At 73.1% G+C, this 22,200-nt stretch carries 20 protein-coding genes and 1 tRNA gene; 6 read left to right on the top strand and 15 right to left on the bottom strand.

Going from position 1 to position 22,200, the window contains the following annotated elements; all coding sequences use genetic code 11:
• Window positions 1-132 precede the first annotated feature (132 nt).
• Complete coding sequence (locus ABWK59_RS21565; protein WP_354642250.1) at window positions 133-1,611, bottom strand: catalase; 1,479 nt, start codon at window positions 1,609-1,611, stop codon at window positions 133-135.
• Between the two features lie 105 nt (window positions 1,612-1,716).
• Here ABWK59_RS21565 and ABWK59_RS21560 point away from each other — a divergent pair, with 105 nt between their 5' ends.
• Entirely contained in the window at window positions 1,717-2,127 is a 411-nt protein-coding gene (locus ABWK59_RS21560; protein ID WP_354642249.1) for a Fur family transcriptional regulator, read from the top strand.
• 57 nt (window positions 2,128-2,184) lie between these two features.
• Here ABWK59_RS21560 and ABWK59_RS21555 read toward each other — a convergent pair whose 3' ends face one another.
• The 3 genes from ABWK59_RS21555 to ABWK59_RS21545 form a co-directional block, all read right to left on the bottom strand.
• Window positions 2,185-4,161 carry a tetratricopeptide repeat protein gene (locus ABWK59_RS21555; RefSeq protein WP_354642248.1) on the bottom strand — a complete coding sequence of 659 codons (1,977 nt, stop codon included), beginning with the start codon at window positions 4,159-4,161 and terminating at the stop codon, window positions 2,185-2,187.
• 322 nt (window positions 4,162-4,483) lie between these two features.
• Window positions 4,484-4,557, bottom strand: a tRNA-Met gene (locus ABWK59_RS21550).
• Between the two features lie 57 nt (window positions 4,558-4,614).
• On the bottom strand, window positions 4,615-7,539 hold the full coding sequence (locus ABWK59_RS21545) for a UPF0182 family protein (RefSeq protein WP_354642247.1): 2,925 nt from the start codon (window positions 7,537-7,539) through the stop codon (window positions 4,615-4,617).
• Between the two features lie 162 nt (window positions 7,540-7,701).
• On the opposite strand from ABWK59_RS21545, the gene ABWK59_RS21540 reads away from it, so the two are divergent.
• Window positions 7,702-8,259, top strand: a complete 558-nt coding sequence (locus tag ABWK59_RS21540; protein ID WP_354642246.1) for a PPA1309 family protein — start codon at window positions 7,702-7,704, stop codon at window positions 8,257-8,259.
• A gap of 54 nt (window positions 8,260-8,313) precedes the next feature.
• Here ABWK59_RS21540 and ABWK59_RS21535 read toward each other — a convergent pair whose 3' ends face one another.
• The 4 genes from ABWK59_RS21535 to ABWK59_RS21520 all read right to left on the bottom strand — a co-directional run bounded on the left by ABWK59_RS21535 (window position 8,314) and on the right by ABWK59_RS21520 (window position 11,445).
• Window positions 8,314-9,390 carry a PDZ domain-containing protein gene (locus tag ABWK59_RS21535; protein WP_354642245.1) on the bottom strand — a complete coding sequence of 359 codons (1,077 nt, stop codon included), beginning with the start codon at window positions 9,388-9,390 and terminating at the stop codon, window positions 8,314-8,316.
• Window positions 9,391-9,432: 42 nt separating this feature from the next.
• Window positions 9,433-9,594, bottom strand: coding sequence for a hypothetical protein (locus ABWK59_RS21530; RefSeq protein WP_420492823.1), 162 nt, complete (start codon window positions 9,592-9,594; stop codon window positions 9,433-9,435).
• Window positions 9,595-9,710: 116 nt separating this feature from the next.
• Window positions 9,711-10,157, bottom strand: a complete 447-nt coding sequence (locus ABWK59_RS21525) for a molybdenum cofactor biosynthesis protein MoaE (protein ID WP_354642243.1) — start codon at window positions 10,155-10,157, stop codon at window positions 9,711-9,713.
• Window positions 10,158-10,296: 139 nt separating this feature from the next.
• Window positions 10,297-11,445: an NAD-dependent epimerase/dehydratase family protein gene (locus ABWK59_RS21520; protein ID WP_420492822.1), complete on the bottom strand. Its 1,149-nt coding sequence runs from the start codon at window positions 11,443-11,445 to the stop codon at window positions 10,297-10,299.
• 186 nt (window positions 11,446-11,631) lie between these two features.
• Between ABWK59_RS21520 and ABWK59_RS21515 the strand changes: the two genes are divergently transcribed.
• Both ABWK59_RS21515 and ABWK59_RS21510 read left to right on the top strand, forming a co-directional pair.
• The gene (locus ABWK59_RS21515; RefSeq protein ID WP_354642242.1) at window positions 11,632-13,167 is read left to right on the top strand and encodes a zinc-dependent metalloprotease; all 1,536 of its coding nucleotides are present in this window, start codon (window positions 11,632-11,634) and stop codon (window positions 13,165-13,167) included.
• On the top strand, window positions 13,164-13,730 hold the full coding sequence (locus tag ABWK59_RS21510; RefSeq protein WP_420492821.1) for an NUDIX hydrolase: 567 nt from the start codon (window positions 13,164-13,166) through the stop codon (window positions 13,728-13,730). Before ABWK59_RS21515 ends, ABWK59_RS21510 begins: the two co-directional genes overlap by 4 nt.
• 143 nt (window positions 13,731-13,873) lie before the next feature.
• Here ABWK59_RS21510 and ABWK59_RS21505 read toward each other — a convergent pair whose 3' ends face one another.
• From ABWK59_RS21505 to ABWK59_RS21490, 4 genes are all read right to left on the bottom strand, one after another.
• The gene (locus ABWK59_RS21505) at window positions 13,874-14,566 is read right to left on the bottom strand and encodes an AIM24 family protein (RefSeq protein ID WP_354642241.1); all 693 of its coding nucleotides are present in this window, start codon (window positions 14,564-14,566) and stop codon (window positions 13,874-13,876) included.
• 10 nt (window positions 14,567-14,576) lie between these two features.
• Window positions 14,577-15,203: an AIM24 family protein gene (locus tag ABWK59_RS21500; protein WP_354645047.1), complete on the bottom strand. Its 627-nt coding sequence runs from the start codon at window positions 15,201-15,203 to the stop codon at window positions 14,577-14,579.
• Between the two features lie 77 nt (window positions 15,204-15,280).
• Entirely contained in the window at window positions 15,281-16,729 is a 1,449-nt protein-coding gene (locus tag ABWK59_RS21495) for a TerD family protein (RefSeq protein ID WP_354642240.1), read from the bottom strand.
• A 188-nt stretch (window positions 16,730-16,917) separates the two neighbouring features.
• The gene (locus tag ABWK59_RS21490; RefSeq protein WP_354642239.1) at window positions 16,918-17,634 is read right to left on the bottom strand and encodes a M48 family metallopeptidase; all 717 of its coding nucleotides are present in this window, start codon (window positions 17,632-17,634) and stop codon (window positions 16,918-16,920) included.
• Window positions 17,635-17,854: 220 nt separating this feature from the next.
• On the opposite strand from ABWK59_RS21490, the gene ABWK59_RS21485 reads away from it, so the two are divergent.
• On the top strand, window positions 17,855-18,994 hold the full coding sequence (locus tag ABWK59_RS21485) for a ThiF family adenylyltransferase (protein ID WP_354642238.1): 1,140 nt from the start codon (window positions 17,855-17,857) through the stop codon (window positions 18,992-18,994).
• Window positions 18,995-19,205: 211 nt separating this feature from the next.
• Window positions 19,206-20,555, top strand: coding sequence for an ABC1 kinase family protein (locus ABWK59_RS21480; protein ID WP_354642237.1), 1,350 nt, complete (start codon window positions 19,206-19,208; stop codon window positions 20,553-20,555).
• A 204-nt stretch (window positions 20,556-20,759) separates the two neighbouring features.
• On the opposite strand, the gene ABWK59_RS21475 is transcribed toward ABWK59_RS21480, so the two are convergent.
• From ABWK59_RS21475 to ABWK59_RS21465, 3 genes are all read right to left on the bottom strand, one after another.
• Window positions 20,760-21,005 carry a hypothetical protein gene (locus tag ABWK59_RS21475; protein ID WP_354642236.1) on the bottom strand — a complete coding sequence of 82 codons (246 nt, stop codon included), beginning with the start codon at window positions 21,003-21,005 and terminating at the stop codon, window positions 20,760-20,762.
• Window positions 21,006-21,166: 161 nt separating this feature from the next.
• Window positions 21,167-21,532, bottom strand: coding sequence for a WhiB family transcriptional regulator (locus tag ABWK59_RS21470; protein WP_420492820.1), 366 nt, complete (start codon window positions 21,530-21,532; stop codon window positions 21,167-21,169).
• Window positions 21,533-21,701: 169 nt separating this feature from the next.
• Complete coding sequence (locus tag ABWK59_RS21465; protein ID WP_354642235.1) at window positions 21,702-22,121, bottom strand: hypothetical protein; 420 nt, start codon at window positions 22,119-22,121, stop codon at window positions 21,702-21,704.
• Window positions 22,122-22,200: the final 79 nt, after the last annotated feature.

Genomic DNA, 22,200 nt, shown 5'->3' with positions numbered 1-22,200 from the left:
GGGCACCTCCCGGCCGCCAGGCTGGGGGAGAGTGTCGGCGCCGGATCAGAAGCGCCCGGAGACGAGCGAGGAATAGTGGTCGCGGGCCCCGGGGAGCACCACGCATCCCGGGGCCCGCCGCTCTCGGGGTGCCTACCGCTGCTTGCGCAGCTCCCGCACCGCCTCCTCCAGGCGACGGCCGTAGTCGGCGTCGGCCCGGCGGAAGTTCTCCACCGCCCGCTCGACGATGTCCTCGCGGTCGGCGGAGACCTTGGCGATGAACCCGGCGAGGTTGGCGATCAGGCGCTGCTTCTCCTCCTCGGAGAAGAGCCGGTAGAGGGTGCCCGCCTGCACGAAGTCGTCGTCCTCGGCGTGCACGGGCGCCGCGTGGTTGCCGGTGAGCCCGTTCACGGGCACGGCCGACCAGAGCGGGCGGCCGGTCTGGACCGGGCCGCCGAAGGAGTTCGGCTCGTAGTTCTTCTGCCGGCCGTGGCGGCCGTCGTAGAGGTGGCCGTCCCGGCCGTTGGTGCGCGCCTCGGTGGCGTGCGGGCGGTTCACCGGCAGGTGGTCGGCGTTGATGCCGACCCGGTAGCGGTGGGCGTCCGCGTACGCGAACAGGCGGCCCTGGAGCATCTTGTCCGGGGACGGGCCGATGCCGGGCACGAAGTGCGCCGGGGAGAAGACCGACTGCTCGACCTCGGCGAAGACGTTGTCGGGGTTGCGGTTGAGCTCCAGGGTGCCGATCTCGATCGGCGGGTAGTCGGCGTGCGGCCAGACCTTGGTCAGGTCGAACGGGTTGAAGCGGTAGGCCGCGGCGTCGGCGGCGGGCATGATCTGCACCTGCACCGTCCAGGTCGGGAACTCGCCGCGCTCGATCGCCTCGCGCAGGTCCCGCTGGTGGCTGTCCGGGTCCTCGCCGGCGAGCCGGTTGGCCTCGCCCTGGGCGAGGTTGCGGATGCCCTGGTCGGTCTTGAAGTGGTACTTGACCCAGAAGTGCTCGCCGGCCTCGTTCTGCCACTGGTAGGTGTGGCTGCCGTAGCCGTTCATGTGCCGGTAGCTCGCCGGGATGCCGCGGTCGCCGAACAGCCAGGTCACCTGGTGGGTGGACTCGGGCGACAGGCCCCAGAAGTCCCAGACGTTGTCCGCCTCCTGCGAGCCGGTGTACGGGTCGCGCTTCTGGGTGTGGATGAAGTCGGGGAACTTGACGGCGTCCTTGATGAAGAACACCGGGGTGTTGTTGCCGACGAGGTCGTAGTTGCCCTCCTCGGTGTAGAACTTCAGCGCGAAGCCGCGCGGGTCGCGGACCGCGTCCGCCGCGCCGAGGTTGCCGGCCACGGTCGAGAAGCGCAGGAACGTCTCCGTCTGCTTGCCGACCTCGGAGAGGAACGCCGCCCTGGTGTAGGCCGTGACGTCGGCGGTCACCGTGAAGGTGCCGTACGCGCCGGCGCCACGGGCGTGCACCACCCGCTCCGGGATGCGCTCGCGGTTGAAGCGGGCGAGCTTCTCGAACAGCAGCTGGTCCTGGATCAGGGCGGGGCCGCCGATCCCGGCCGTCTCGGTGTTCTGGTTGTCGGCCACCGGAGCGCCGGACTCCGTGGTGAGGGTCGGCCGCAGCTCGTCCTGGGTGGTCATGGGGGTTCCTCCGCATGGTCCGGTCTCGTCGGTGAACTGATCCTAACTTGGACTCTGTCTAAGTCAATACCAAGGCGAACTTCGGAATGTCGTACTCTGTCTCCCATGAGTGACCTGCTGGAACGACTTCGCGACCGCGGCTGGCGGCTGACCTCGCAGCGGCGTGTGGTGGCCGAGGTCCTCGACGGTGAGCACGTCCACCTGACGGCGGACGAGGTGCACGCCCGCGCGGTGGCGCGGCTGCCCGAGATCAGCCGGGCGACCGTCTACAACACGCTCGGCGAGATGGTCGCCCTCGGCGAGGTCCTGGAGGTCGCCACCGACGGCCGGGCCAAGCGGTACGACCCCAACGCGCGGCACTCGCACCAGCACCTGGTCTGTTCGGGCTGCGGCGCGATCCGCGACGTCCACCCCGACGGCGACCCGATCGCCGCCCTCCCGGCCGCCGAACGCTTCGGCTTCACCATCTCCGGCGCCGAGATCACCTACCGCGGCCTCTGCCCCGACTGCGCCTGACCCACCCGGAGACCCGCGCGACCGGGCCGTCCGTCAGGGCCGCCCGGGCTCGGAGTCCTACGCCGACAGCTCCGCGTGCAGCGCGCCCAGCAGCCGTCCCGCCCGCTCCGCGACCTCCGCCGGCCCGTACTCGGTCGCCCGCCGGCACCAGTTCTCCGCCTGGACGGGCTCCCCCCGCCGCAGCGCGAGCAGCGCCAGCCGCAGCGCCGCCCGCCCGTGCCCGGCGTCCGCCGCCCGGGTATACCAGACCACCGCCTCGGCCTCGTCGTCCTGACGGGCCAGCAGCAGCCCGAGGTTGAACGCGGCGCTCCGGCTGCCGCCCTCCGCCGCGCGCCGGTACCAGCTCTCGGCGATCTCCAGCGCGCCGCGCTCCGCGGCCCGCACCCCCATCCGCACCTGCGCCCGCCGGTGCCCGGCGTCGGCGGCGACGGCGTACCAGTGCTCGGCCTCCTCGTCGGCGTCCCCGCGCCGGTCCAGCATTGAGGCGAGCCGGAACGCGCCCTCCGCCGAGCCGCCGTCGGCGGACTGCCGGTAGCGTTCCAGCGCGCCCGCGAGGTTGCCCCGCTGCTCCTGGGTGACGGCGAGCTGGAGGGCCGCCTCGCCGTGGCCCTCGGCCGCGGCGCGGGCGTACCACTCCTGGGCCTGCTGGTGCTCGCCGCGGCCGGCGTGCAGCACACCGAGGTTGAAGGCGCCGTCCACGCTGCCGGCCTCGGCGGCCTTGGAGAACCAGGGCTCGGCCCCGGTCTCGTCGCCGCGCTGCAGCAGCACCACGGCCAGCGCGTTGCAGGCCTCCCGGTGCCCGGCGTAGGCGGCGCGGCGGTACCACTGCTCGGCCTGGGTGTCCCGGCCGGCGCCGGCGCACAGCAGCCCGAGGTTGAAGGCGCCGTTGTGGTCGCCGGCGTCCAGGGCGACCCGGTACCAGCGCTCCGCCTCCACCGGCTCCCCGCGGCCCGCGTACAGCGCCCCGAGGGCGTTGGCGGCGGTGCCGTCACCGGCCTCGGCGGCCTCCTGCCACCATTCGGCGGCGGCGGTCTGCTCGCCGGCGTCCTTCAGCAGGAAGCCGAGCGCGCAGGCGGCCCGCGGCTCGCCGTTCTGGGCGGACTGCCGGTACCAGCGGGCGGCCTCGTCGAGGTCGCCGCGCTCCTCCAGCAGGACGCCGAGCCGCAGCGCCGCACGGGCGTGGCTGCGGGCGGCGGCGGTGCGGTACCAGGTCTCGGCGGTGTCCTTGTCCCCGGCGGCCTCCCGCATCCGGGCGAGCCGGTAGGCGGCCTCGCGGTGTCCGGCGTCCGCGGCGGCCTTGAACCAGCGCTCGGCCCGGACGTCCCGCCGATGCTCCATCAGGTCGCCCAGGGCGTAAGCCCCGAGGGGGTGGCCGTGCTCGGCGGCGAAGTGCAGCCAGTACTCGGCGGCCTCCTCCTCGCCCTGGTCCCGCAGCTGCAGGCCGAGCGCGTGGGCGGCCGGCGCGGAGCCGGCGACGGCGGCCTGCCGCCACCACTGGGCGGCCTCGGCCCGGTGGCCCTGCTGGTGCAGCAGCACGCCGAGGTTGTTGGCGGCGGCCCGCAGCCCGGCGGCCGCGGCACTGCGCAGGTACGGCTCGGAGTCCTCCAGGTCGCCGCGGCGCAGCAGCATCGCGCCCAGCTGGCTGGCCGCGTTGGGGTCGCCGGCGTCGGCGGCCTGGCGGTGCCGGGCCTCCAGGGCGGCCTGCTCGCGGGCGGCCAGCGCGGTCTCGAAGCTGCCGGGCTCGAACGCACCGTCCGGCAGGGTGTCGCCGGCCCCCTCGGGCTCGGGCTCCACCGCCGGCTCGGGTGCGGCGCTGTACGGTCCGATGGCGTCGGAGAGCTGCTTGGCCGGGACGTGCACCAGGCTCTCGTACCCGTAGGCGCGCCCCGACTGGGTGCGCCCGGACTGGGTGCGCTGGGCAGGCAGGGGCGCCTGGGTGTCGTCGGTGCTCTGCGCCCAGGCGTCGGTGTCGACGTCGGTGTGAGCCCGACCGGACGGCGACCCCCCGGCCCCGTTCCTGCCGATCAACTTCATGCCGGCTCCCGCTCCCCCAGAGTGCTGCGGCATCCCCCGGGGGCGTGCCGGAGGCGACGGCGGCTGCTCCTCGGAGTCAACTGCCGTGCCGCGTCCCCCATGTGCTCCATCGTCGCATCACCCGCAACCCGCGTACACCTGCCCCGGCCGATTTTGGCGGAGCGGGGCCGAAGCCCGGCGAGACTGCTTCAGCGCTTTGTCGATTTCCCGACACTTGAGCCCCACAAACCCCGGCCAAGCATCGTACCGGAGTCGATCAACACCCCGGTGTAGACGACCGAAGGCCCGGAGGACGTGTCCTCCGGGCCTTCGTGCTACTGAGTAGCGGGGACAGGATTTGAACCTGCGACCTCTGGGTTATGAGCCCAGCGAGCTACCGAGCTGCTCCACCCCGCGTCGGTGAAACAACAGTAACACGGGTGCGGGGTGGAGCCGAAATCGGTTAACCGCAGCTCAGGGGCTCGCGCTCGCCGAGGGGGTCGGCGCCGGCGTCGGCGACGCGGACTGGGCCGCCGCCTTCCGCTGGGCCGCGTCGGCGGCGCTCAGGGCGTCCTGGAGCGCCTTCTGGGCCTGGCCGTACGCCGTCCAGTCGCCGTTCTTGAGGGCGGTCTGGCCGTCGGTGAAGGCCTTCTGGGCGTCCTGGATCGCCTTCTGCAGCTCCGGATTCCCGGTGGTGCCCGGCGTGGTGGGCGCCGTGGGAGCGGTGGTGCCGGGCGTGGTGGGCGCCGTCGGGGTGGTGGGCGCGCCGGTCGCCGCGCCGCCGAGGACCTTGGTCAGCGCCTTCTCCAGGGTGTCCTCCAGCGCCACGTTCTCGTTGCCGTAGACCGCCAGGACCTTCTTGAGCACCGGGACCTTGGCGCTCCGTCCGATCAGGTAGACCGGCTCGACGTTGAGCAGGCCGCCGCCGACCGGGAGGGTCAGCAGGTTGCCGTACTCGATGTCGGAGTCGGTACCGGTCTTCAGCAGGGTGAGCTGGTTGGCCACCGTCGGGTCCGAGTTGAACTTGGCCTGGGTCAGCTTCGGGCCGAGCGCACCGGAGCCGCTGGGCACCTTGAGGATCCGGATCTTGCCGTAGTCCGGGCCCGGGTCCGCGCTGACCGCCATGAAGGCGGCCAGGTTGTCGCGGCCGGAGGGCACGAAGCTGGTGGTCAGCGAGAAGCTGTCCGAGGGCGCGTCGGGCATCCGGACCGTCAGGTAGTACGGCGGCTGGACGTCACCGGTGTTGGTGGTGGGGTCGAGCGGCACCTGCCAGATGTCCGTGCCGTTGAAGAAGGAGCTGGCGTCGGTCATGTGGTACTGGCCGAGCAGGTCGCGCTGCACCTTGAAGAGGTCCTGCGGGTAGCGCAGGTGCGGCAGCAGGCCCGAAGGGATGTCCGCCCGCGCCTTGACCGTGCCGGGGAAGGCCTTCATCCAGGTCTTCAGCACCGGGTCGGCGTCGTCCCACTGGTAGAGCGTCACCTCGCCGGTGTAGGCGTCCACGGTCGCCTTCACCGAGTTGCGGATGTAGTTGACCTTGTTGTCCGCGGTCAGGGTGCGGCCGCGCTGGTCGGTCAGCGAGTCCTTGGTGACCTCGCCCAGGGTGGTCTCCGAGGAGAACGGGTAGCCGTCGGAGGTGGTGTAGCCGTCCAGCACCCACACCAGCCGGCCGTCCTGCACCACCGGGTACGGGTCGGCGTCGATGGACAGCCAGGGCGCGACCTTCTCGACCCGCTCCTTGGGGGTGCGGTCGTAGATCACCCGGGCGCCGTCCTTGATCGCCCCCGAGTAGAGGATCTGCGGCTCGGCGAACTTCACCGCGTACGCGGCCCGGGTCACCGGGTTGTTCAGCAGCACACCGCTGTCCCCGGTGTAGCGGTACTTCTGGTCCCCGCTGTCGGTGGAGTAGTCGATCTCCTCCATGTCGGTGCCGCCGACGATGGAGTACGAGGAGGTCTTCTCGCCGTAGTAGACCCGCTGCTCGTACGGGCCGAAGGTGCCCTGGGTCGGCAGCGCGGACTCGGTGTAGACCGGGTTGCCGTTGGCGTCGACCTGGTTGCCCTTGGCGGCGACGGCGCCGTAGCCGTGGGTGTACTTGAAGTGGTCGTTGATCCAGTTCCGCTGCTGGAGGCCGGTGAGGTCCAGCTCGCGGACGCCCAGCACGGTGTCCTGCTGGCCGTAGCGGTCCACGTCCAGGGTCTTCGGGAAGGCGTAGTACTTCCGCAGCGCCTCGTTCTGCTGGAAGGTCGGGGCGGCCACGTTCGGGTCCAGCAGCCGGATGTCCGCGATGGTCTGCGCGTCCGACTTGAGCGCGTCGGGGCTGGTGGAGTTCTTGGGGTCGTACTGCTGGGTCTGGCTGTCCGCGATGCCGTACGCCTGCCGGGTGGCGTCGATGTTCTTCTGGATGTACGGCGTCTCCTTGGCCTGCTCGTTCGGCTTGACCTGGAACTGCTGCACGATCGCCGGGTACAGCCCGCCGATCAGCACCGCCGAGAGCACCATCAGGCCGAAGCCGATCAGTGCGGGGGCCCAGGTGCGCCGGATCGGCGTCAGGAAGAACAGCAGGGCGCAGATGATCGCCACGAAGAACAGGATGGTCTTGGCCGGCAGGAAGGCGTTGGCGTCCACGTAGCGCAGGCCCGTCCAGCCCTCGACACCCTTGTAGGTGCCGGTCTTCACCGCCAGCGCGTACCGGTCGAGCCAGTACGCCCCGGCCTTGAGCAGCACGAAGACGCCGAGCAGCACGGCCAGGTGGCCCTGCGCGCCGCGGCTCGCCCGGCGGCCCGGGCCCTGCAGGCGCAGGCCGCCGTACAGGTAGTGCACCAGGCCCGAGGCCAGCAGCGAGACGATCACCGCGCTGAAGGCGAAGCCCAGCAGGAACTCGTAGAACGGCAGGCGGAAGGCGTAGAAGGAGACGTCCAGGTGGAACTGGCTGTCCTTGACGCCGAACGCGGTGCCGTTGGTCCACAGCATCCAGGTCCGCCACTGGCTGGTGGCGGTGGCGCCGGCGACCAGGCCGATCAGCAGCGAGACGCCGACCAGCAGGCGCTTCTTGTAGGGCGCCACGCCCATCCGGTAGCGGTCCAGGCTCTGCTGCTCGACCGACATCGCGGCCAGCGGCGGGCGCAGCCGGTGGGCCAGCCAGATGTTGGCGCCCACGACGACGGCCATCAGCAGCCCGAACACGGCGAACAGCCCGGCCTTGGTCCACAGCTGCGCGGTGAACACCGAGGAGTAGCTGACCGACTTGAACCACAGCCAGTCGGTCCAGAGCCCGGAGAACATCACGAACAGCAGGAAGAGCAGGGCGAGCACGCCCGCGGTGAGCAGGAGCACCCTGGTGCGGCGGGACGGCGGGCCGACTCTCGCACGGAAGGCGGGCCCTCCGGAGCGATCCGGCATCTGGAATACCAAGGTGGCACCTCTGCTGTGTCGTGATGCGGGTGAACGTGCGGTCGTCAGTGCAACTTAATCCGTCTTTACCCGAGTTCCCACGGTTCGGGGTTGACTTCCACACGTGAGCGGTGCACCGGGGCGGTGCCCGGCACGTGTGAGGATGGGGGCATGTCCGACGCCCATGACACCCCCGCCTCCGGCCTGCCCGCCGCGACCCCGCTGACCCGCGCCGCGCTGGAGATCGACGAGTACGCCGCCACCCTCGGCTGGGACCTCCCGGCCCGCCTGTTCGCCCTGGTGGACAACACCGCGATGCGCAAGGCCAACCCGAAGCTCGCCCGCCAGCTGGGCCTGGCGGACGACCAGACCGAAGGCCTGACCCCGGTCGAGCAGGACGAACTGCCGGCCGGCATGGAGCTGGACAAGTTCCTGGGCACCATCGCCTGGCCGGACCAGGTGGTCGGCTGCGCGCTGGTGGTCGAGCGGCTGATGCTGCCGCCGGGGGCGGAGGCCTCCCGGCCGAAGAACGCCACCGAGAAGGAGATCGCCGCCTGGGTGGCCGAGCACCCGCAGCGGCAGGAGGTCCGGATCACCGCGGCGGTGCTGCGGGACGGTTCCAAGGAGATCGCGCTGCGGCTCCGTGAGAAGGACGTCGCCCGCGAGGTGCTCACCGGCCCCGAGCTCGTCCCGGGCCTGACCGAGGCCCTGCTCGCCACCTTCTCCTAGGGCCGTGGGCGGGGAGTCGCGCCGGGTCCGGCCCGCGCTCCCCGCCCTGTCCGGTCAGGCCTTGCAGGACGGCAGTCCGGCGGTGTCCCCGCTGCGGATCTTCTCCAGCGCCTTCAGCGCCCCGTCCAGGTTCTCCACCTTCACCAGGGTGAGCCCGCTCGGCGTGGCCTTGCCGGCGTCGTCGCAGTTGTCGGCCGGGGTGAGGAAGTACTGGGCGCCCTTGTCGCGGGCCGCGATCAGCTTCATCCGGATGCCGCCGATCGGGCCGACCTGCCCGTTGTCGGTGATGGTGCCGGTGCCGGCCACGAAGGTGCCGCCGGTCAGGTCGTTCGGGGTCAGCTTGTCGATGATCCCGAGCGCGAACATCAGGCCGGCGCTGGGCCCGCCGACGTCCTGCAGCCCGATGTCGATCTTGAACGGGTAGGTGTGGTCCGTCCCCGGCATGATGCCGACTATGGCCCGCCCGTCGGTGGCCCGGCCGGTGGTGATCGGGACGGTGGTCTCGTCCGCCGGGTTGGGGGTGGCGGAGGCCTTGGCCCGCGGGACGACCGTGAACACCACCGTCTCGCCCGGCTGGTGCTTGGTGACCAGTTCGGCCACGCTGCCCTGGCCGGTGGTCCGCTGGCCGTCCACCGCCACGATCTGGTCGCCGGCGTGCAGCTTGCCCTCGGAGGGCCCGCCGGCCACCACCGAGGAGACGATCACCTCGGTGCCGACGGGGATGCCGAGCTGGTTGAGGGCCGCGGTCTTGGCGCTGTCCTCGGAGGAGGCGAACTCCTCGGCGTTCTGCTTCTGGGCCTCCTGGTCGGTCTGGCCCTTCGGGTACACGTTGTCGTGCGGTACCACCAGCACGTCGTCGCGCAGCCAGCCGACCACGGCGGAGATCAGGCTCGGCTGGTACTTCGCGCCGGTGACCTGGACCGTGGTCATGTTGAGGTTGCCGGCGGCCGGGTAGCTCTCGTGCCCGGTGATGGTGATCACCGGCTCACCGGTCTTCTCCTGCTGGCCGAGCGTGTTGTACGTCGGGCCGGGGCTCATCTCCGTGTACGGAACCTTGAGCAGCACGGAGACGCAGAGCAGGCCTATCAGCAGCAGGGTGGCGGCGAGCATCGTCGCGGAGCGGCGTGGCATGGCTCGACAGTACGGGAAGAGGGTGGCCGGACGCCGCCCGGGTCAGCGACCCGAACGGTTGTCGGGGGAGGTGCTGCGCTCCATCGCGGCGCGGAAGCGCTCGTGCTCGGCCAGCGAGCTGGGATCGGTGGCCGCGCGGGGCGGCCGGGCGGCCCAGATCGCCCAGATCGAGGCGAGGATCGCCGCTACGGCGGGAATGATCAACCAGGCGAGCGCAGCCATATCCGTACTCCCAGCTCATCGTGCCTATGAGCAGATTAACCGCCCGTCTGGAGAACGGCTGCGGCGCCATCCGGGTTACGGCGGGTGTGCGACCGAATTCAGCAGGTGCCGGCGCCGACCCACTCCTCCTCGCCGTCGGTGAAGACCTGGTGCTTCCAGATCGGCACCTGGTGCTTGAGGTCGTCGATCAGACGGCGGGCCGCCTCGAAGGCCTCGCCGCGGTGCGCGCAGGACACCGCCACGATCACGGCCTTGTCGGTGATGGCCAGCCGGCCGACCCGGTGGACGGCCGCCAGCGCGCGGACCGGGAAGTCGGCGCAGACCTTCTCGGCGATCCGGCGCAGCTCCTTCTCGGCGGTCGGGTGGGCGCTGTACTCCAGCGCGGCGACCGACTTGCCCCCGTCGTGGTCGCGGACCGTCCCGACGAAGAGCGTCGTCCCCCCGGCGGCGTCGTCGCCGACCGCGTCGTACACCTCGTCCAGGGAGAGCGGGGTGTCACGGATGGCGAGCAGGCGGATCGGGTCGTGGTTCTCGGACTCGGACATGGTCACCATGATTCCCCATCGTGCCCGACGGGGGCAGATGCTTCCGCATCACGATTGGGAAATTTCACATCGCGAGAAACCGGGCTCCGAACCGCGCCACCCCACCGTCCCGTCAGACCGCCCCGCCCCCGCCTCCGCGCTAGAACCGCCGCCGCTTCCGCGCCCGCCGGACCAGGGCCGCCGTACCGACCAGGGCCACCGTGGCGCCGGCCGCGCCGAGGCTGGTCGCCGCCTCCTTGCCGCCCAGCCGCCGGCCCGCCACCGCGTGCTTGCCGGAGACCTGCGCCAGCAGCTCGGCCAGCACCTCCTCGTTGGTGTACCGCGGCCGCCAGCCGGCCTCGTGCAGCCGGCTGCCGGAGACCACCCAGGGGTACATCGTGTACGCCAGGTCCCCGGCCGGGGCCGGGGTGAGGCCCAGCCGGTGCAGCCGGGCCGCGGTGCCCAGGGCCAGCGAGGCGGGCAGCTCCATCCGCCGGATCCCGGAGAGCGCCTCCACGTCCTCCTGCTCCAGCCAGCCGTCGCAGCCGACCGTCACCTCCCCCTCGACCAGGCCGAGCGCCGCGTACTCCAGCGCCGAGGCCAGGTCGTCCAGGTGGCAGAACTGCCAGCACGGCCGGGACCCGGCCACCACCAGCAGCCGGGGCGCCTCGAAGTGCCGGGTGAGCACGGTGTCGATGCCGGGTCCGACCACCACGGCGGGCCGCAGCACGGTGACCTGCAGGCCCGGGTGGGCGCGCGGGGCCCGGCGGGCCAGGCGCTCGATCTCCAGCAGGTCGCCGACCAGCGAGGCCTCCTCGGTGGCCCGCAGCTCGGAGTCCTCGGCCAGCGGCACCTCGTTGTCGGGCAGCGCGCCGTAGACCATCGCCGAGGTGCAGAGCACCACCCGGTGCACCCCGGCGGCCGCGGCGGCGGTCAGCACCGTCTGCGCGCCCCGCACGTTGTACGCGCTCCGGGCGCGCGGGTCGGACTCCATGCCCAGGTCCATCGCCAGGTGCACGACCACGTCCACCCCGGCGAGGCGCTCGGCCACCGCGGGGTCGCGGACGTCCAGGACCCGCCACTGCACCCCGGGGACGTCGCCGCGGCGGTCGTCCACGGCCAGCACCCTGCGGACGCCGGACGAGGCCACCAGCCGGGCAGCGACCCGTTCGCCGAGCACGCCCGCGGCGCCGGTCACGGCCACGGTCAGGGGCCGCCCGCCGTAGGCTGGAGACGGCGAACCGGCGTCGGCTGGGTCGTCCTCGTCCCCGGTCAGCCCAGAGCGAACGTCCGAAGGCGGGGAACTCACCGGCCATCCTCCACGGTTAGCTTATGTGCGTACGTACGAGTGTCACGTACCGTCCATCCTGCCCGAGGCGCGGGCCCAGCGGTGCACCGGCGCGGTCGGGCCGCGAGACCATCGCCCCCAGGCGCACCGTCTTCTCCCCCTCCCCGCCACACCCCCCGCGTGACGGCCGACCAGATCGAGGACCCCGTGAGTGACCTCCCCTTCGGCTTCGGAGTTCCCCCCGAGGAGCCCGAGGACGGCAACAGCAAGGGCAAGAAGGACGACGAGCAGGGCGACTCGACCCCGCAGCAGCCCCCCGCCTTCGGCTTCGGCACGGGCAACCCGCTGGGTGCCCTGTTCGGCATGGGCGGCGCCGGGAACGCCGGCGACAACCCCTTCGCCGCGATGATGGGCGGCTTCAACCCCAATGACCTCGGCGCCGCCTTCCAGCAGCTCGGGCAGATGCTCTCCTTCGAGGGCGGCCCGGTGAACTGGGACCTCGCCAAGAACATCGCCCGGCAGACCGTGGTCGCCGAGCAGCCCGAGGGCAGGAGCAAGGACCGCTCGGTGGGGGACGGCGAGCGCACCGCCGTGGCCGAGGCCGTCCGGCTGGCCGAGCTCTGGCTGGACGCGGCCACCGAGTTCCCCTCCGGCTCGACCACGGCCGTGGCCTGGAGCCGCGCCGAGTGGATCGAGGCCACCCTGCCGGTCTGGAAGGACCTGGTCGACCCGGTGGCCGAGCGGGTGGGCAACGCCATGGGCGGGGTGCTCCCGGCCGAGATGCAGGCCATGGCCGGCCCGCTGATGGGCGTCATGCGCTCGATGGGCGGCGCCATGTTCGGCACCCAGATCGGGCAGGCGCTCGGCGCCCTGGCCGCCGAGGTGCTGGGCTCCACCGACGTCGGTCTGCCGCTCGCCCCGGCCGGCAAGGCCGCGCTGCTGCCGCAGAACATCGCCGAGTTCGGCGAGGGCCTGAGCGTCCCCGCCGAGGAGGTCCGGCTCTACCTGGCCCTGCGCGAGGCCGCCCACCAGCGGCTGTTCGCCCACGTGCCGTGGCTGCGGACCCACCTGTTCGGCGCGGTCGAGGCGTACGCCCGCGGCATCAAGGTCGACACCTCCCGGATGGAGGAGCTGGTCGGCCAGCTCGACCCGAGCAACCCGGAGGCCCTGCAGGAGGCGCTGGCCGGCGGCCTGCTGCAGCCCGAGGACACCCCCGAGCAGAAGGCCGCGCTGGCCCGCCTGGAGACCGCGCTCGCCCTGGTCGAGGGTTGGGTGGACGCGGTGGTCCACGCCGCCGCCCAGCCGCACCTGCCGCAGGCCGCCGCGCTGCGCGAGACGCTCCGCCGCCGCCGCGCCACCGGCGGCCCCGCCGAGCAGACCTTCGCCACCCTGGTCGGCCTGGAGCTGCGCCCGCGCCGCCTGCGGGACGCCTCCCGGCTGTGGGCCTCGCTGGCCGACGCCCGAGGCGTCGAGGGCCGCGACGCCCTCTGGAGCCACCCCGACATGCTGCCCACCGCCGCCGACCTGGACGACCCGGACGGCTTCGTGCACCGCGGCTCCGGCGAGGGCCTGGAGGGCGGCATCGACTTCGCCGCCCTGGACAAGCTGCTCGGTGAGGCCGCCCAGGGCCGGACCGGCGCCGACGACAAGGGCGCCGCGGGCGACGCGGGCGCCGGCGACGGCAAGGCCGCCGGGGACGACGCGGACGGCGAGTCGAACGGGAAGGACGGGTCCGGCCGGTGACCACCCTGCACACCGACGCCGTCCGCGCGCTCAGCGACTGGACGGTGGCCGACGACCGCCAGGAGCGGCTGCGCCTGGACTACCTCGACCACCTCGCCGACCGGCCCGACGGCCTGTGGCGCGCCTGCCTGCCCGCCCACATCACGGCCAGCGCCGTGGTGGTCGACCCGTCCGCCGGGCGGGTGCTGCTGACCCTGCACCCCAAGGTAGGCCGCTGGCTGCAGATGGGCGGCCACTGTGAGCCGGGCGACACGACCCTGGCGGCCGCCGCCCTGCGCGAGGCCACCGAGGAGTCGGGCATCGCCGGGCTGGAGCTGCTCGGCGTCGACGGACGACCGGTGCCGGTCAAGCTCGACCGGCACCAGGTCCGCTGCGCCGGCAAGGACCGGCCGGAGAACACCCACCTCGACGTCCAGTACGTGGCCGTCGCCCCGGCCGGCGCCGAGGCCCTGATCAGCGAGGAGTCACTGGACCTCCGCTGGTTCGCCTACGACGCCCTCCCCGAGCCGACCGACCCCTCGGTCCGCGACCTGGTCACCCTGGCCCGCGAGCTCACCGCCTGAGTCGCTACGACGGCCGGGCACCGGCAGCGTGAGAACGGCCCGGGAGGCGGAAGGTACGGCATCGCACCTCCCGCCTCCCGGGCCGTTCCCCGCTCCTTCAGCACACGACAGGCAGCCGACAGGCACCCGACCTGCCCGGCGCGTCACCGCCGCGGCGGCAACAGCTCGCTCGGCTGCACCAGCACGTACCCCTCGCCGGTGAACGCCAGCTCCCACCCCTCGGTGGCCGTGCCGCGCCGGCGCCAGGCCTCGGTGTTGCTGCTCTGTGCCTGCAGCTGCACCTCCAGCCCCGAGGACCAGCCGACCACCGCGTCGGCGTCCCCGTAGACGAACTGCCCGGGCTGCACCCGCATCACCAGCGGGCGGCCCGAGGTCATCAGGACCAGGTGCCCGCTGCCGGTGAACTCCAGGCTGCGCCCGCCCACCCCGGCGATCCGTTCGCCGTTCTCGATGTTCACCGCCCGCCAGCTCAGCGTGGCGTCGAGCGCCAGCACGTACCCGCTGTTGACCACCAGTCCCTCGCCGGAGAGGTCGAGGATGTGCAGGTGCTGGGCGAGGTTGGCCAGGTAGACCGTGCCGGTGCCGGAGCAGCGCATCAGGTCGAGGACGTCCCGTGCCTGGCGCGGCTGTCCGCCCGGCTGGTTGCGGCGGTTGTTCTGCTGGGTCGGCGGGCGCCAGCCGGTGAAGGACATCCGCCCGGTGTGCGCGACCATGGCGCCCGAGCGGGCGAGGACCTCGGACCGGCCGTTCAGGGCGACCCGGAGCATCTGCGGGTTCTGCAGGGTGTAGCGGTCGGTGCCCTCGACGGCGGTGTGGGACAGCAGGGTGCTCTGCACGGATGGCTCCTCAGCCGCGGATCTTCAGACGGTCGGACGTGTCCTCGCTGGGCTGGACGACCACGAACCCGGAACCCTTGAAGCCCAGCTGCACGGCCTCGCCGCTGCCGCGGCCGATCAGCGAGCCGACCTTGACGGTGCGCCGGACCTTGATCTCCAGGCCGGTGGTCCAGGCGACCAGGGCGTCCGGGTCCACGTAGGTCTCGGCCTCGGCGCAGTCCAGCACCACGGGCACGCCCCGGGAGGTGACGGAGACCCAGCCGGAGCCGCCGACGGTGATGTTGTAGAGGCCGGTGCCGGCCATCAGGGCCGGCCCCTTGACCTTCTCGACACTGCAGGACAGCGTGGCGTCCATGGCCAGCAGGTGCGAGCCGTTGACGGACAGCTGCTCGTCGGCGAGATGGAGGTTGAGCACGTCCGCCCCCAGGTCCGCCAGGTACAGCGCGCCGTCGCCGGACCAGCGCAGCAGCGGGCTGCGCTCGCCGGAGGCCCACTCGCCGAGCGCCCGCCGCAGGGACTGGGGGACGGGCTCGTACTGCAGGTAGCCGTCGTAGGCCACCATGGCGCCGGCCTTGGCGTACACGTCCCGGTCCGCGGTCACCGCGACCCGGCACATGGTGGCGCCGTGGTTGCTCATCCGCTCGTTGCCGGCGACGGCCTGGAACTGGTCCAGCAGGCCGCCACCGCTGAGGATCTGCCGCTCCATGGCTCTCCCTAGACCTCGTACGGCTGGACGACGATGAAGTTCCCCGGGGCGCCGCGGAACTGGAGGCTGTACGACTCGGCCGCGTGGCCCGCGTACGCCGACCGGCGGATCCGCACCGGCGCGGTGGTGATCACCTGGGAGCCGCGCGACCACGCGACCAGCGCGTGGATGTCGGCGTAGGTCTCCGGCGCGGGGGTGACCGGGAGCACCACCGGGATGCCCCTGGTCTTCACCACCACCGTCCCGTGGCCGCTGAACTGCAGGGTGAAGAAGCCGCCGCCCGGCAGGCCCTCGCCCTCGATCCGGCGGACCTCGTGCTCCAGCCCGGCGTCGAAGGCCAGCACCCGGTCGGAGCTGACGCACAGCGAGTCGCCCTCCAGCCGGACCACGTGCAGGTCGCAGGCCTCGTCGGCGAGGAACACCTGGCCCTCGCCGGAGACCCGCATCAGCTTCAGCTGCTGGCCCGTCAGGTTGGCGGTGAGCTTGCGGAGCACGCCGGAGCCCTCGTGGGCGAAGTCCGCCCGGCCCTGGTACGCCACCATGCTGCCCTGCAGGGCGAGCACGTCCTGGCCCTTGGTGAGCGAGAAGCGGACCAGGTTGTCGCTCTGCTTCACCCAGCCGACCTGGTCGGGGACCTCGGCGTACTTGGTGAGGGTGATCCGGGCGCCGGCGGGCTGCGGCGGGAGGGGCATCGGGGCCACCACGGTCGCGTCCGCGGGGAACGCGGCGGCCGGTGGCGCTGCGACGGGTGCCGGGACGGCGGGCGGGGGACCCGGCTGAGCGGGGACGGCCGGCGCGGCGGGGACAGTCGGCGCGGCGGGGACGACCAGGGTGGGCTCGGGGGCCGCGTGGACGGGTGCCGGTGCGGGCGCCGCGGCGGGCGTGAACGCGGCCTCGGGGACCGGGACGGGCGCGGGCTCGTCCTCCTCCAGGGCCTCGCCGCCGAAGTTCTCCAGCAGGGCCCGCAGGCCGCCGTCGAAGCCCTGGCCCACCGCGGCGAACCGCCACTCGCCGTTGCGGCGGTAGACGTCCGCCAGCATCACGGCGCGCTCGGTGCTGAACTCGGCACCGGTGAAGGCGTACCGGCCGACCTCGGCCCCGTCCGCGACGATCCGGACGTGGCCGGCGGCGACCTGGGACATCACGCCGTCGCCGTCCACCGTCGCGGTCAGGCTGAGCTTGTGGATGCCCTCCGGCACCCGGTCCAGCGCGACCCGGAAGGACTCGGTGTCGCCGTCCTGCGCGCCGAGCAACCGAATGGAGTCCTCCGGGCTGGCCGGCTGGTTGAAGAAGACGAAGTAGCGGTCGTCGCTCAGCCGTTCGTCGGCGTCCAGACCGAAGCAGCTGATGTCGAAGGCCAGCCCCGGCGCGGTGAGGTGCACGCCGAGGTACAGCTCGGCGCTGGCGGTCAGCTCACTGATCCGGATGCGGGACGCCTTGGGGAGTTCCCTGGTCATGGCGGCGACCCTATCTCAGCACCCGGCCGCGGCAGGAGGGTTGCGGAGCGCCTCCTCGGCCGTCCTCGCCGGACGGCCACCGACCCTGCGGCCCGTCGGCCCGAACCTCGCGGCCCGTCAGCCCGACCCGGCGGCCCGTCAGCCCGGAACCCGCGAGCCGTCGCCGTGCGGCCGCGCGCCCGGACCGGTCAGCCGCAGTCCTCGGACTCCTCCGCGGCGGCGCCGGGGGCGAGGCCGCGGGCGCCGGGGATGTGCGGCAGCCGGGCGGCCGAGGCGACGCCCTCCAGGTAGCCGCGGGCCCGCTCGGTGCGCGGGTAGGCCTCCAGCAGCGCCCAGAACCGCGGGCCGTGGTCCGGCACCAGGAGGTGGGCCAGCTCGTGCAGGAGCACGTAGTCGATCACGTACTCGGGCATGCCCTGGAGGCGGTGCGACAGCCGGATGGTGCGCTCGCTGGGGGTGCAGGAGCCCCAGCGGGAGTTCTGGTTGGTGACCCACCGGACCTGCTGGGGCGCCGCGCGGCCGCCCAGGTAGGCGGCGGAGAGCTCGCGGGCGCGGGCGGCCAGGGCGTCGTCGCCGAGCACCCGGCGGCTCTCCTGGGCGGCCAGCTTCTCGAGCATCCGGGCCACCCAGCGCTGTTCCTCGGCGTGCGACATCCGGGCCGGGATCAGCACCACCGTGCGGTCGCCCTCGCGGTAGGCGGAGACGGTCCGGCTGCGGCGGGCGCTGCGGCGGACCTCGACGGTGGCGTGGTCGAGCGGGACGGGCTCCGTGGCGGGCGGCGCGGCGGCCTCCTGGGGCGCCGGGCCGGGGCGTGCACGCGTACCGGGCGTCGCACAGCCGGGCCCCGAGGCTGGACGGACCCGTCGGCGCGACGCCGGCGGCTGGGAGTCCGGTTCGGCTGCCATGGCACACGACGTTACCCGGTCGATCCGACAGAACCCGACTGCCGGGCCGGAAGGCCCCCGTGGCGGTGGCTGTCCGGCCGCGACGGTCGAGTTATCCACAGGGTGTGCGGACGGATAGTCGGATCATAGGCCAGCGCCTGTGGATAACCGGCTTCGCCGCTCTCCGAGGATCGGGCATGCTGCTGGAGCCACAGCGTTCCGAGCGCCTTCGGAGGTAGTCGTGCGCCCTGTCACCCGACCCGCTCTCAAGCCCGCCCTCGCCCGGCTCTGGCGCGACAGGCGGACGCTCCAGTTCGGCGCCGTCCGCCGGCACGCCCGGGTGGTCGAGGACGTGGACAAGGCGGTCTCCGCCTTCCTGGAGCTGATCGACGGCACCCGGGACGGCCCGGCCCTGGTCGCCGCCGGGCTGCGGCTCGGGCTCGACCCGGGCTTCTGCGAGGCACTGCTCGAATCGCTGGCCGAGGGCGAGCTGCTGGACGACGCCGACTCCGCCGGCCTGGCCCTGGCCGGGTACTCCCGCCCCCGGCAGGAGCTGCTGGCCCCGGATCTCGCCTCGCTCTCCCTGGTCCACCCGGCCCCGGGCGAGGCCGCGGCCGTCCTGCAGGGGCGGTCCCGGTCCCGGGTGGAGGTCCGCGGCGCCGGGCGGGTGGGGGCGGCGATCGGCGCGGTGCTGGCCGCAGGCGGTGTCGGCGAGGTCGAGGTCACCGACCGCGGCCGGGTCACCGCCCGGGACTGCTCCCCCGCCGGCCTCCCGCCCACCGAGGTCGGCCGGCTGCGGACGACGGCCGCCCGCGAGGTGGTGCAGCGCGCCGCGGGGAACACCGCCGTCGAGCGGTACCGGCGCCGGCCGCCCGCCGGAACCGCCCCGCCCGCCCTGGTGGTGCTGGCCCCGAGAGACGGCAGCGGCTCCTTCACCGGCCTGCCCACCGACGCCCAGGAGCTGATGCGGGCCGGCGTCCCGCACCTCTACGTCGGCGTGCTGGAGCACCTCGGGGTGGTCGGTCCGCTGGTGGTGCCCGGGGTCTCCTCCTGCGGCAGCTGCGCCACCCTCGCCCGCAAGGACGAGGACGAGGCCTGGCCCCGGCTGCTCGCCCAGCTCGCCGCGGACGGCCCGGGCCGGGCCCGGGATCCCGCCTGCGACAGCGCCCTGGCCACCGCCGTGGCGGGCCTGGCCGCCCTGCACGTCGGGCTCTACCTGGACGGGGTGCTGCCGCCCAGCGTGGACGGCTGGTGCGAGCTCTCCGCCGCCGACGGGATGACCCGGCGGCTGCGGCTGCCCAGCCACCCCGACTGCGGGTGCCAGTGGCAGTCGGTGCCCCGACCGCGGCCCGGCCCGGTCGAGACGGTCCGCGGCGGCTGACCGGAGCCGTGGGGCCGGGGCGCGGCCGGCCGGCGGTCCTTGGCTCCTTCGGTACTTCGGTCCCCCCGGGAGCCCGCGTCATCCGCCCGGGCCGGGAGGCCCCGTCCGAAAGGGAGTCGGATTATTCGTCGGACGCGCGAGGGGGAGCGGGCACAATGGCCTAGTGACCAAGGTCCGGTGCCACGCCGGGCGTCGGACAGGGAGGCCATGGGTGAGCGATCTTCCGCGCAAGGCAGTGACCCGGACGGCGAGGCTGGCAGCCCTGCCCCTCGGGATCGCCGGCCGAGCCACCCTCGGCCTGGGCCGCCGGATCGGCGGCCGCTCGGCGGAGACGGTCACCGCCGAGCTCCAGCAGGCCACCGCGGACCAGCTGTTCAAGGTCCTCGGCGAGCTCAAGGGCGGGGCGATGAAGTTCGGGCAGGCGCTGTCCGTCTTCGAGGCCGCCCTCCCCGAGGAGGTCGCCGGGCCGTACCGGGCCGCGCTCACCAAGCTGCAGGACGCGGCCCCGCCGATGCCCGCCGCCAAGGTGCACGCCGTCCTCGCCGAGCACCTCGGCCATCGCTGGCGCGACGAGTTCCGGGCCTTCGACGACCGTCCGGCGGCCGCCGCCTCGATCGGCCAGGTCCACAAGGCCGTCTGGCACGACGGCCGCGAGGTCGCCGTCAAGGTGCAGTACCCGGGCGCCGGGGACGCCCTGCTTTCGGACCTCGCCCAGCTCAGCCGGGTGGCCTGGCTGCTCGGCCCGCTCATCCCCGGGCTGGACGTCAAGCCGCTGATCACCGAGCTGCGGGAGCGGGTGGCCGAGGAGCTGGACTACGAGCTGGAGGCCGAGGCGCAGCGCCGGCACGCCGAGGAGTTCGCCGACGACCCGGACATCCGGGTCCCGCGGGTGGTCGCCCAGGCCGACCGGGTCCTGGTCACCGAGTGGATGGGCGGCACCCCGCTGGCCGAGGTGATCGCCCGCGGCACCCGCGAGGAGCGGGACCGCGCGGGGCAGCTGCTGGCCCGCTTCCTGTTCGCGGGCCCGTCCCGGACGGGTCTGCTGCACGCCGACCCGCACCCGGGCAACTTCCGGCTGCTCAAGGACGACGGCCCGGCGGAGGGCTGGCGGCTCGGCGTCATGGACTTCGGCACCGTCGACCGGCTGCCCGGCGGCCTGCCGCTGCCGATCGGCGACTCGCTGCGGATGGCCCTGGCCGGGGACGCCGCCGGGGTGCTGGAGATGCTGCGCGAGGAGGGCTTCGTGAAGCCCTCGATCGAGCTGGATCCGGACGCGGTGCTGGACTACCTGCTGCCGATCATCGAGCCGGCCACCGTGGAGAGCTTCCACTTCACCCGGGCCTGGATGCGCGCCCAGGCGGCCCGGATCGCCGACCCGCGCTCGCCCGCGTACAACCTGGGCAAGCAGCTCAACCTGCCGCCGGCGTACCTGCTGATCCACCGGGTGACGCTGTCCACCATCGGGGTGCTCTGCCAGCTGGGGGCCCAGGCGCCGTTCCGGGCCGAGATGCTGGAGTGGCTGCCCGGTTTCGCCGAGGAGGAGGTCCTGGAGGAGAGCTGACCCTCCACCAGGCGCCACGCCCGGGGCACTCGGACACTCGGGCACTCCACCGGACACCTCGCCGGACGCCCCATCAGGGGCCTCACCGGGCCCTGCGGCTCCGACCCCCGAACGCGGCAATGGCCGCCCCCTTCCGGAAGGGGGCGGCCATCACTGTTCAAACGGCTCGGCGTCCGCACGGCGGCGCACCGGCCCGACGGACCGTCACATCAGGGCGACGGCAAGCGCCTTGCGGGCGCGCAGCGAGGCGCGCTCGGCCTTCCGCTTGAGCTTGGCGGCCTGCAGGACACGCAGGCCGAGGCGTTGCTCCTCAGCCTCGTGGAGCCGTTCCTGCATATGGGCGCGGGCCAGGGATTCCTGGAGGAGATGCATTTCGAGGGTCCTGTTCTGGATCTGAAGTTCTTTGGTCTGCTCGGCGCGGACGGTCGGATCGATGGCGGCGGCGGTCATGTGGTGGTCCTGCTCGTGGTGCGTCGGGGTGGTTCGGGAGTGGGCGGAGTCCGCTTTGGCGGCCGCGATGCGGACCGACCGGCGGAGCATGTCGTCCAGCGGGGGCTGCTCTCCCCGTCGGACGGCTGCGACTCCGTGGGAGGAGGTCATTCCGGCGCTGCTCACGCCATGACCTCGGTCTTGCGCGGACGGCCCCGCGGCCGCTTGCGGGCCACGACGACACCCTGGACGAAGAGCTCGCCGCCCCAGACGCCCCAGGGCTCGCGGCGCTCCAGCGCACCGGTCAGGCAGGCCGCCTTCACCGGGCAGGTGCCGCAGAGCGACTTGGCGTACTCGACGTCGGCGGGCGTCTCGGCGAAGAAGACCTCCGGGTCGAAGGAGCGGCAGGGGATGGGGGCGCCCTGGGCGGCGGCCTCGTCGATCGCGGTGAGCTGCATGAGCGATACCTCCGGGGGGTCGGCCTGGTCGGCCTTGATGGTCTTGTCGGTCGGTACGGACGGGAGGGGCGGTGTGATGACCGTGGACACTGTGTGCGTCTTCCTCGTCTTCTCAGTGGATCCGGTCCAGCTGACTGGTGGGCTGGACCGGAGGCCCCGGAGGGCCTTGGTGGGTCTTGCGTACCGGACAAAACAGAAGGGCCGCGGATCCCGGTGGTGGGGGATTCCGCGGCCCTGGAGGCACAGACCTGAGTGTCGCTCAGGTACTTTCGCTCCAGGGTTCAGGCCCGCGGAAGGCCCGCATCCGGATGGCCTTGGCGCCTGCGAAGGCGGCCTCGGCCTGCTTGATCTGCTGCTCCTGCTTGGCGGCTCCGGCACCGACGACGGCTGCATAGTGGCCATGCTTGGCCACCGCAACTACGGCCTTCGGTGCCTGGGTCGGTCGCTCGTCACGCAGCTCATCGCCGCCGTCGAACGCCCAGCCCAGGGACAGACCCGTCTCGACACGGGTGGCCTCATCGTTGCCCAGACCACTGACATTGCAGGGGGTGGCGACGGACAGGCCGGTGTTGCCGAGACCCAGACCGAACAGGGAGACGACGCCCGAGCGCAGGGCACGCGAGGGCATGGCAAAGACGGTCTGGCCAGTCATTTCGGTGATCGTCATGATGGTTTCCACTGTCCTCGCCTCCTCTCGGCGTCTCGCGGTGCCCAGTCCCCCGGGCTCCGAATGCTGGTCTTATGGTCGGGCACGCAGA

The organism is Kitasatospora sp. HUAS MG31 (assembly GCF_040571325.1).
Taxonomy (GTDB): domain Bacteria; phylum Actinomycetota; class Actinomycetes; order Streptomycetales; family Streptomycetaceae; genus Kitasatospora; species Kitasatospora camelliae.
Note: the sequence above shows the minus strand (reverse complement) of the source record. Positions and strands in the feature narration are given on the sequence as shown.

Excerpts from the sequence above, each read along its gene's own strand:
- ABWK59_RS21565 (WP_354642250.1), bottom strand. The coding sequence starts at position 1,611 with ATGACCACCCAGGACGAGCTGCGGCCGACCCTCACCACGGAGTCCGGC.
- ABWK59_RS21560 (WP_354642249.1), top strand. The coding sequence starts at position 1,717 with ATGAGTGACCTGCTGGAACGACTTCGCGACCGCGGCTGGCGGCTGACC.
- ABWK59_RS21555 (WP_354642248.1), bottom strand. The coding sequence starts at position 4,161 with ATGAAGTTGATCGGCAGGAACGGGGCCGGGGGGTCGCCGTCCGGTCGG.
- ABWK59_RS21545 (WP_354642247.1), bottom strand. The coding sequence starts at position 7,539 with ATGCCGGATCGCTCCGGAGGGCCCGCCTTCCGTGCGAGAGTCGGCCCG.
- ABWK59_RS21540 (WP_354642246.1), top strand. The coding sequence starts at position 7,702 with ATGTCCGACGCCCATGACACCCCCGCCTCCGGCCTGCCCGCCGCGACC.
- ABWK59_RS21535 (WP_354642245.1), bottom strand. The coding sequence starts at position 9,390 with ATGCCACGCCGCTCCGCGACGATGCTCGCCGCCACCCTGCTGCTGATA.
- ABWK59_RS21525 (WP_354642243.1), bottom strand. The coding sequence starts at position 10,157 with ATGTCCGAGTCCGAGAACCACGACCCGATCCGCCTGCTCGCCATCCGT.
- ABWK59_RS21500 (WP_354645047.1), bottom strand. The coding sequence starts at position 15,203 with ATGAGCAACCACGGCGCCACCATGTGCCGGGTCGCGGTGACCGCGGAC.
- ABWK59_RS21495 (WP_354642240.1), bottom strand. The coding sequence starts at position 16,729 with ATGACCAGGGAACTCCCCAAGGCGTCCCGCATCCGGATCAGTGAGCTG.
- ABWK59_RS21490 (WP_354642239.1), bottom strand. The coding sequence starts at position 17,634 with ATGGCAGCCGAACCGGACTCCCAGCCGCCGGCGTCGCGCCGACGGGTC.
- ABWK59_RS21475 (WP_354642236.1), bottom strand. The coding sequence starts at position 21,005 with ATGACCGCCGCCGCCATCGATCCGACCGTCCGCGCCGAGCAGACCAAA.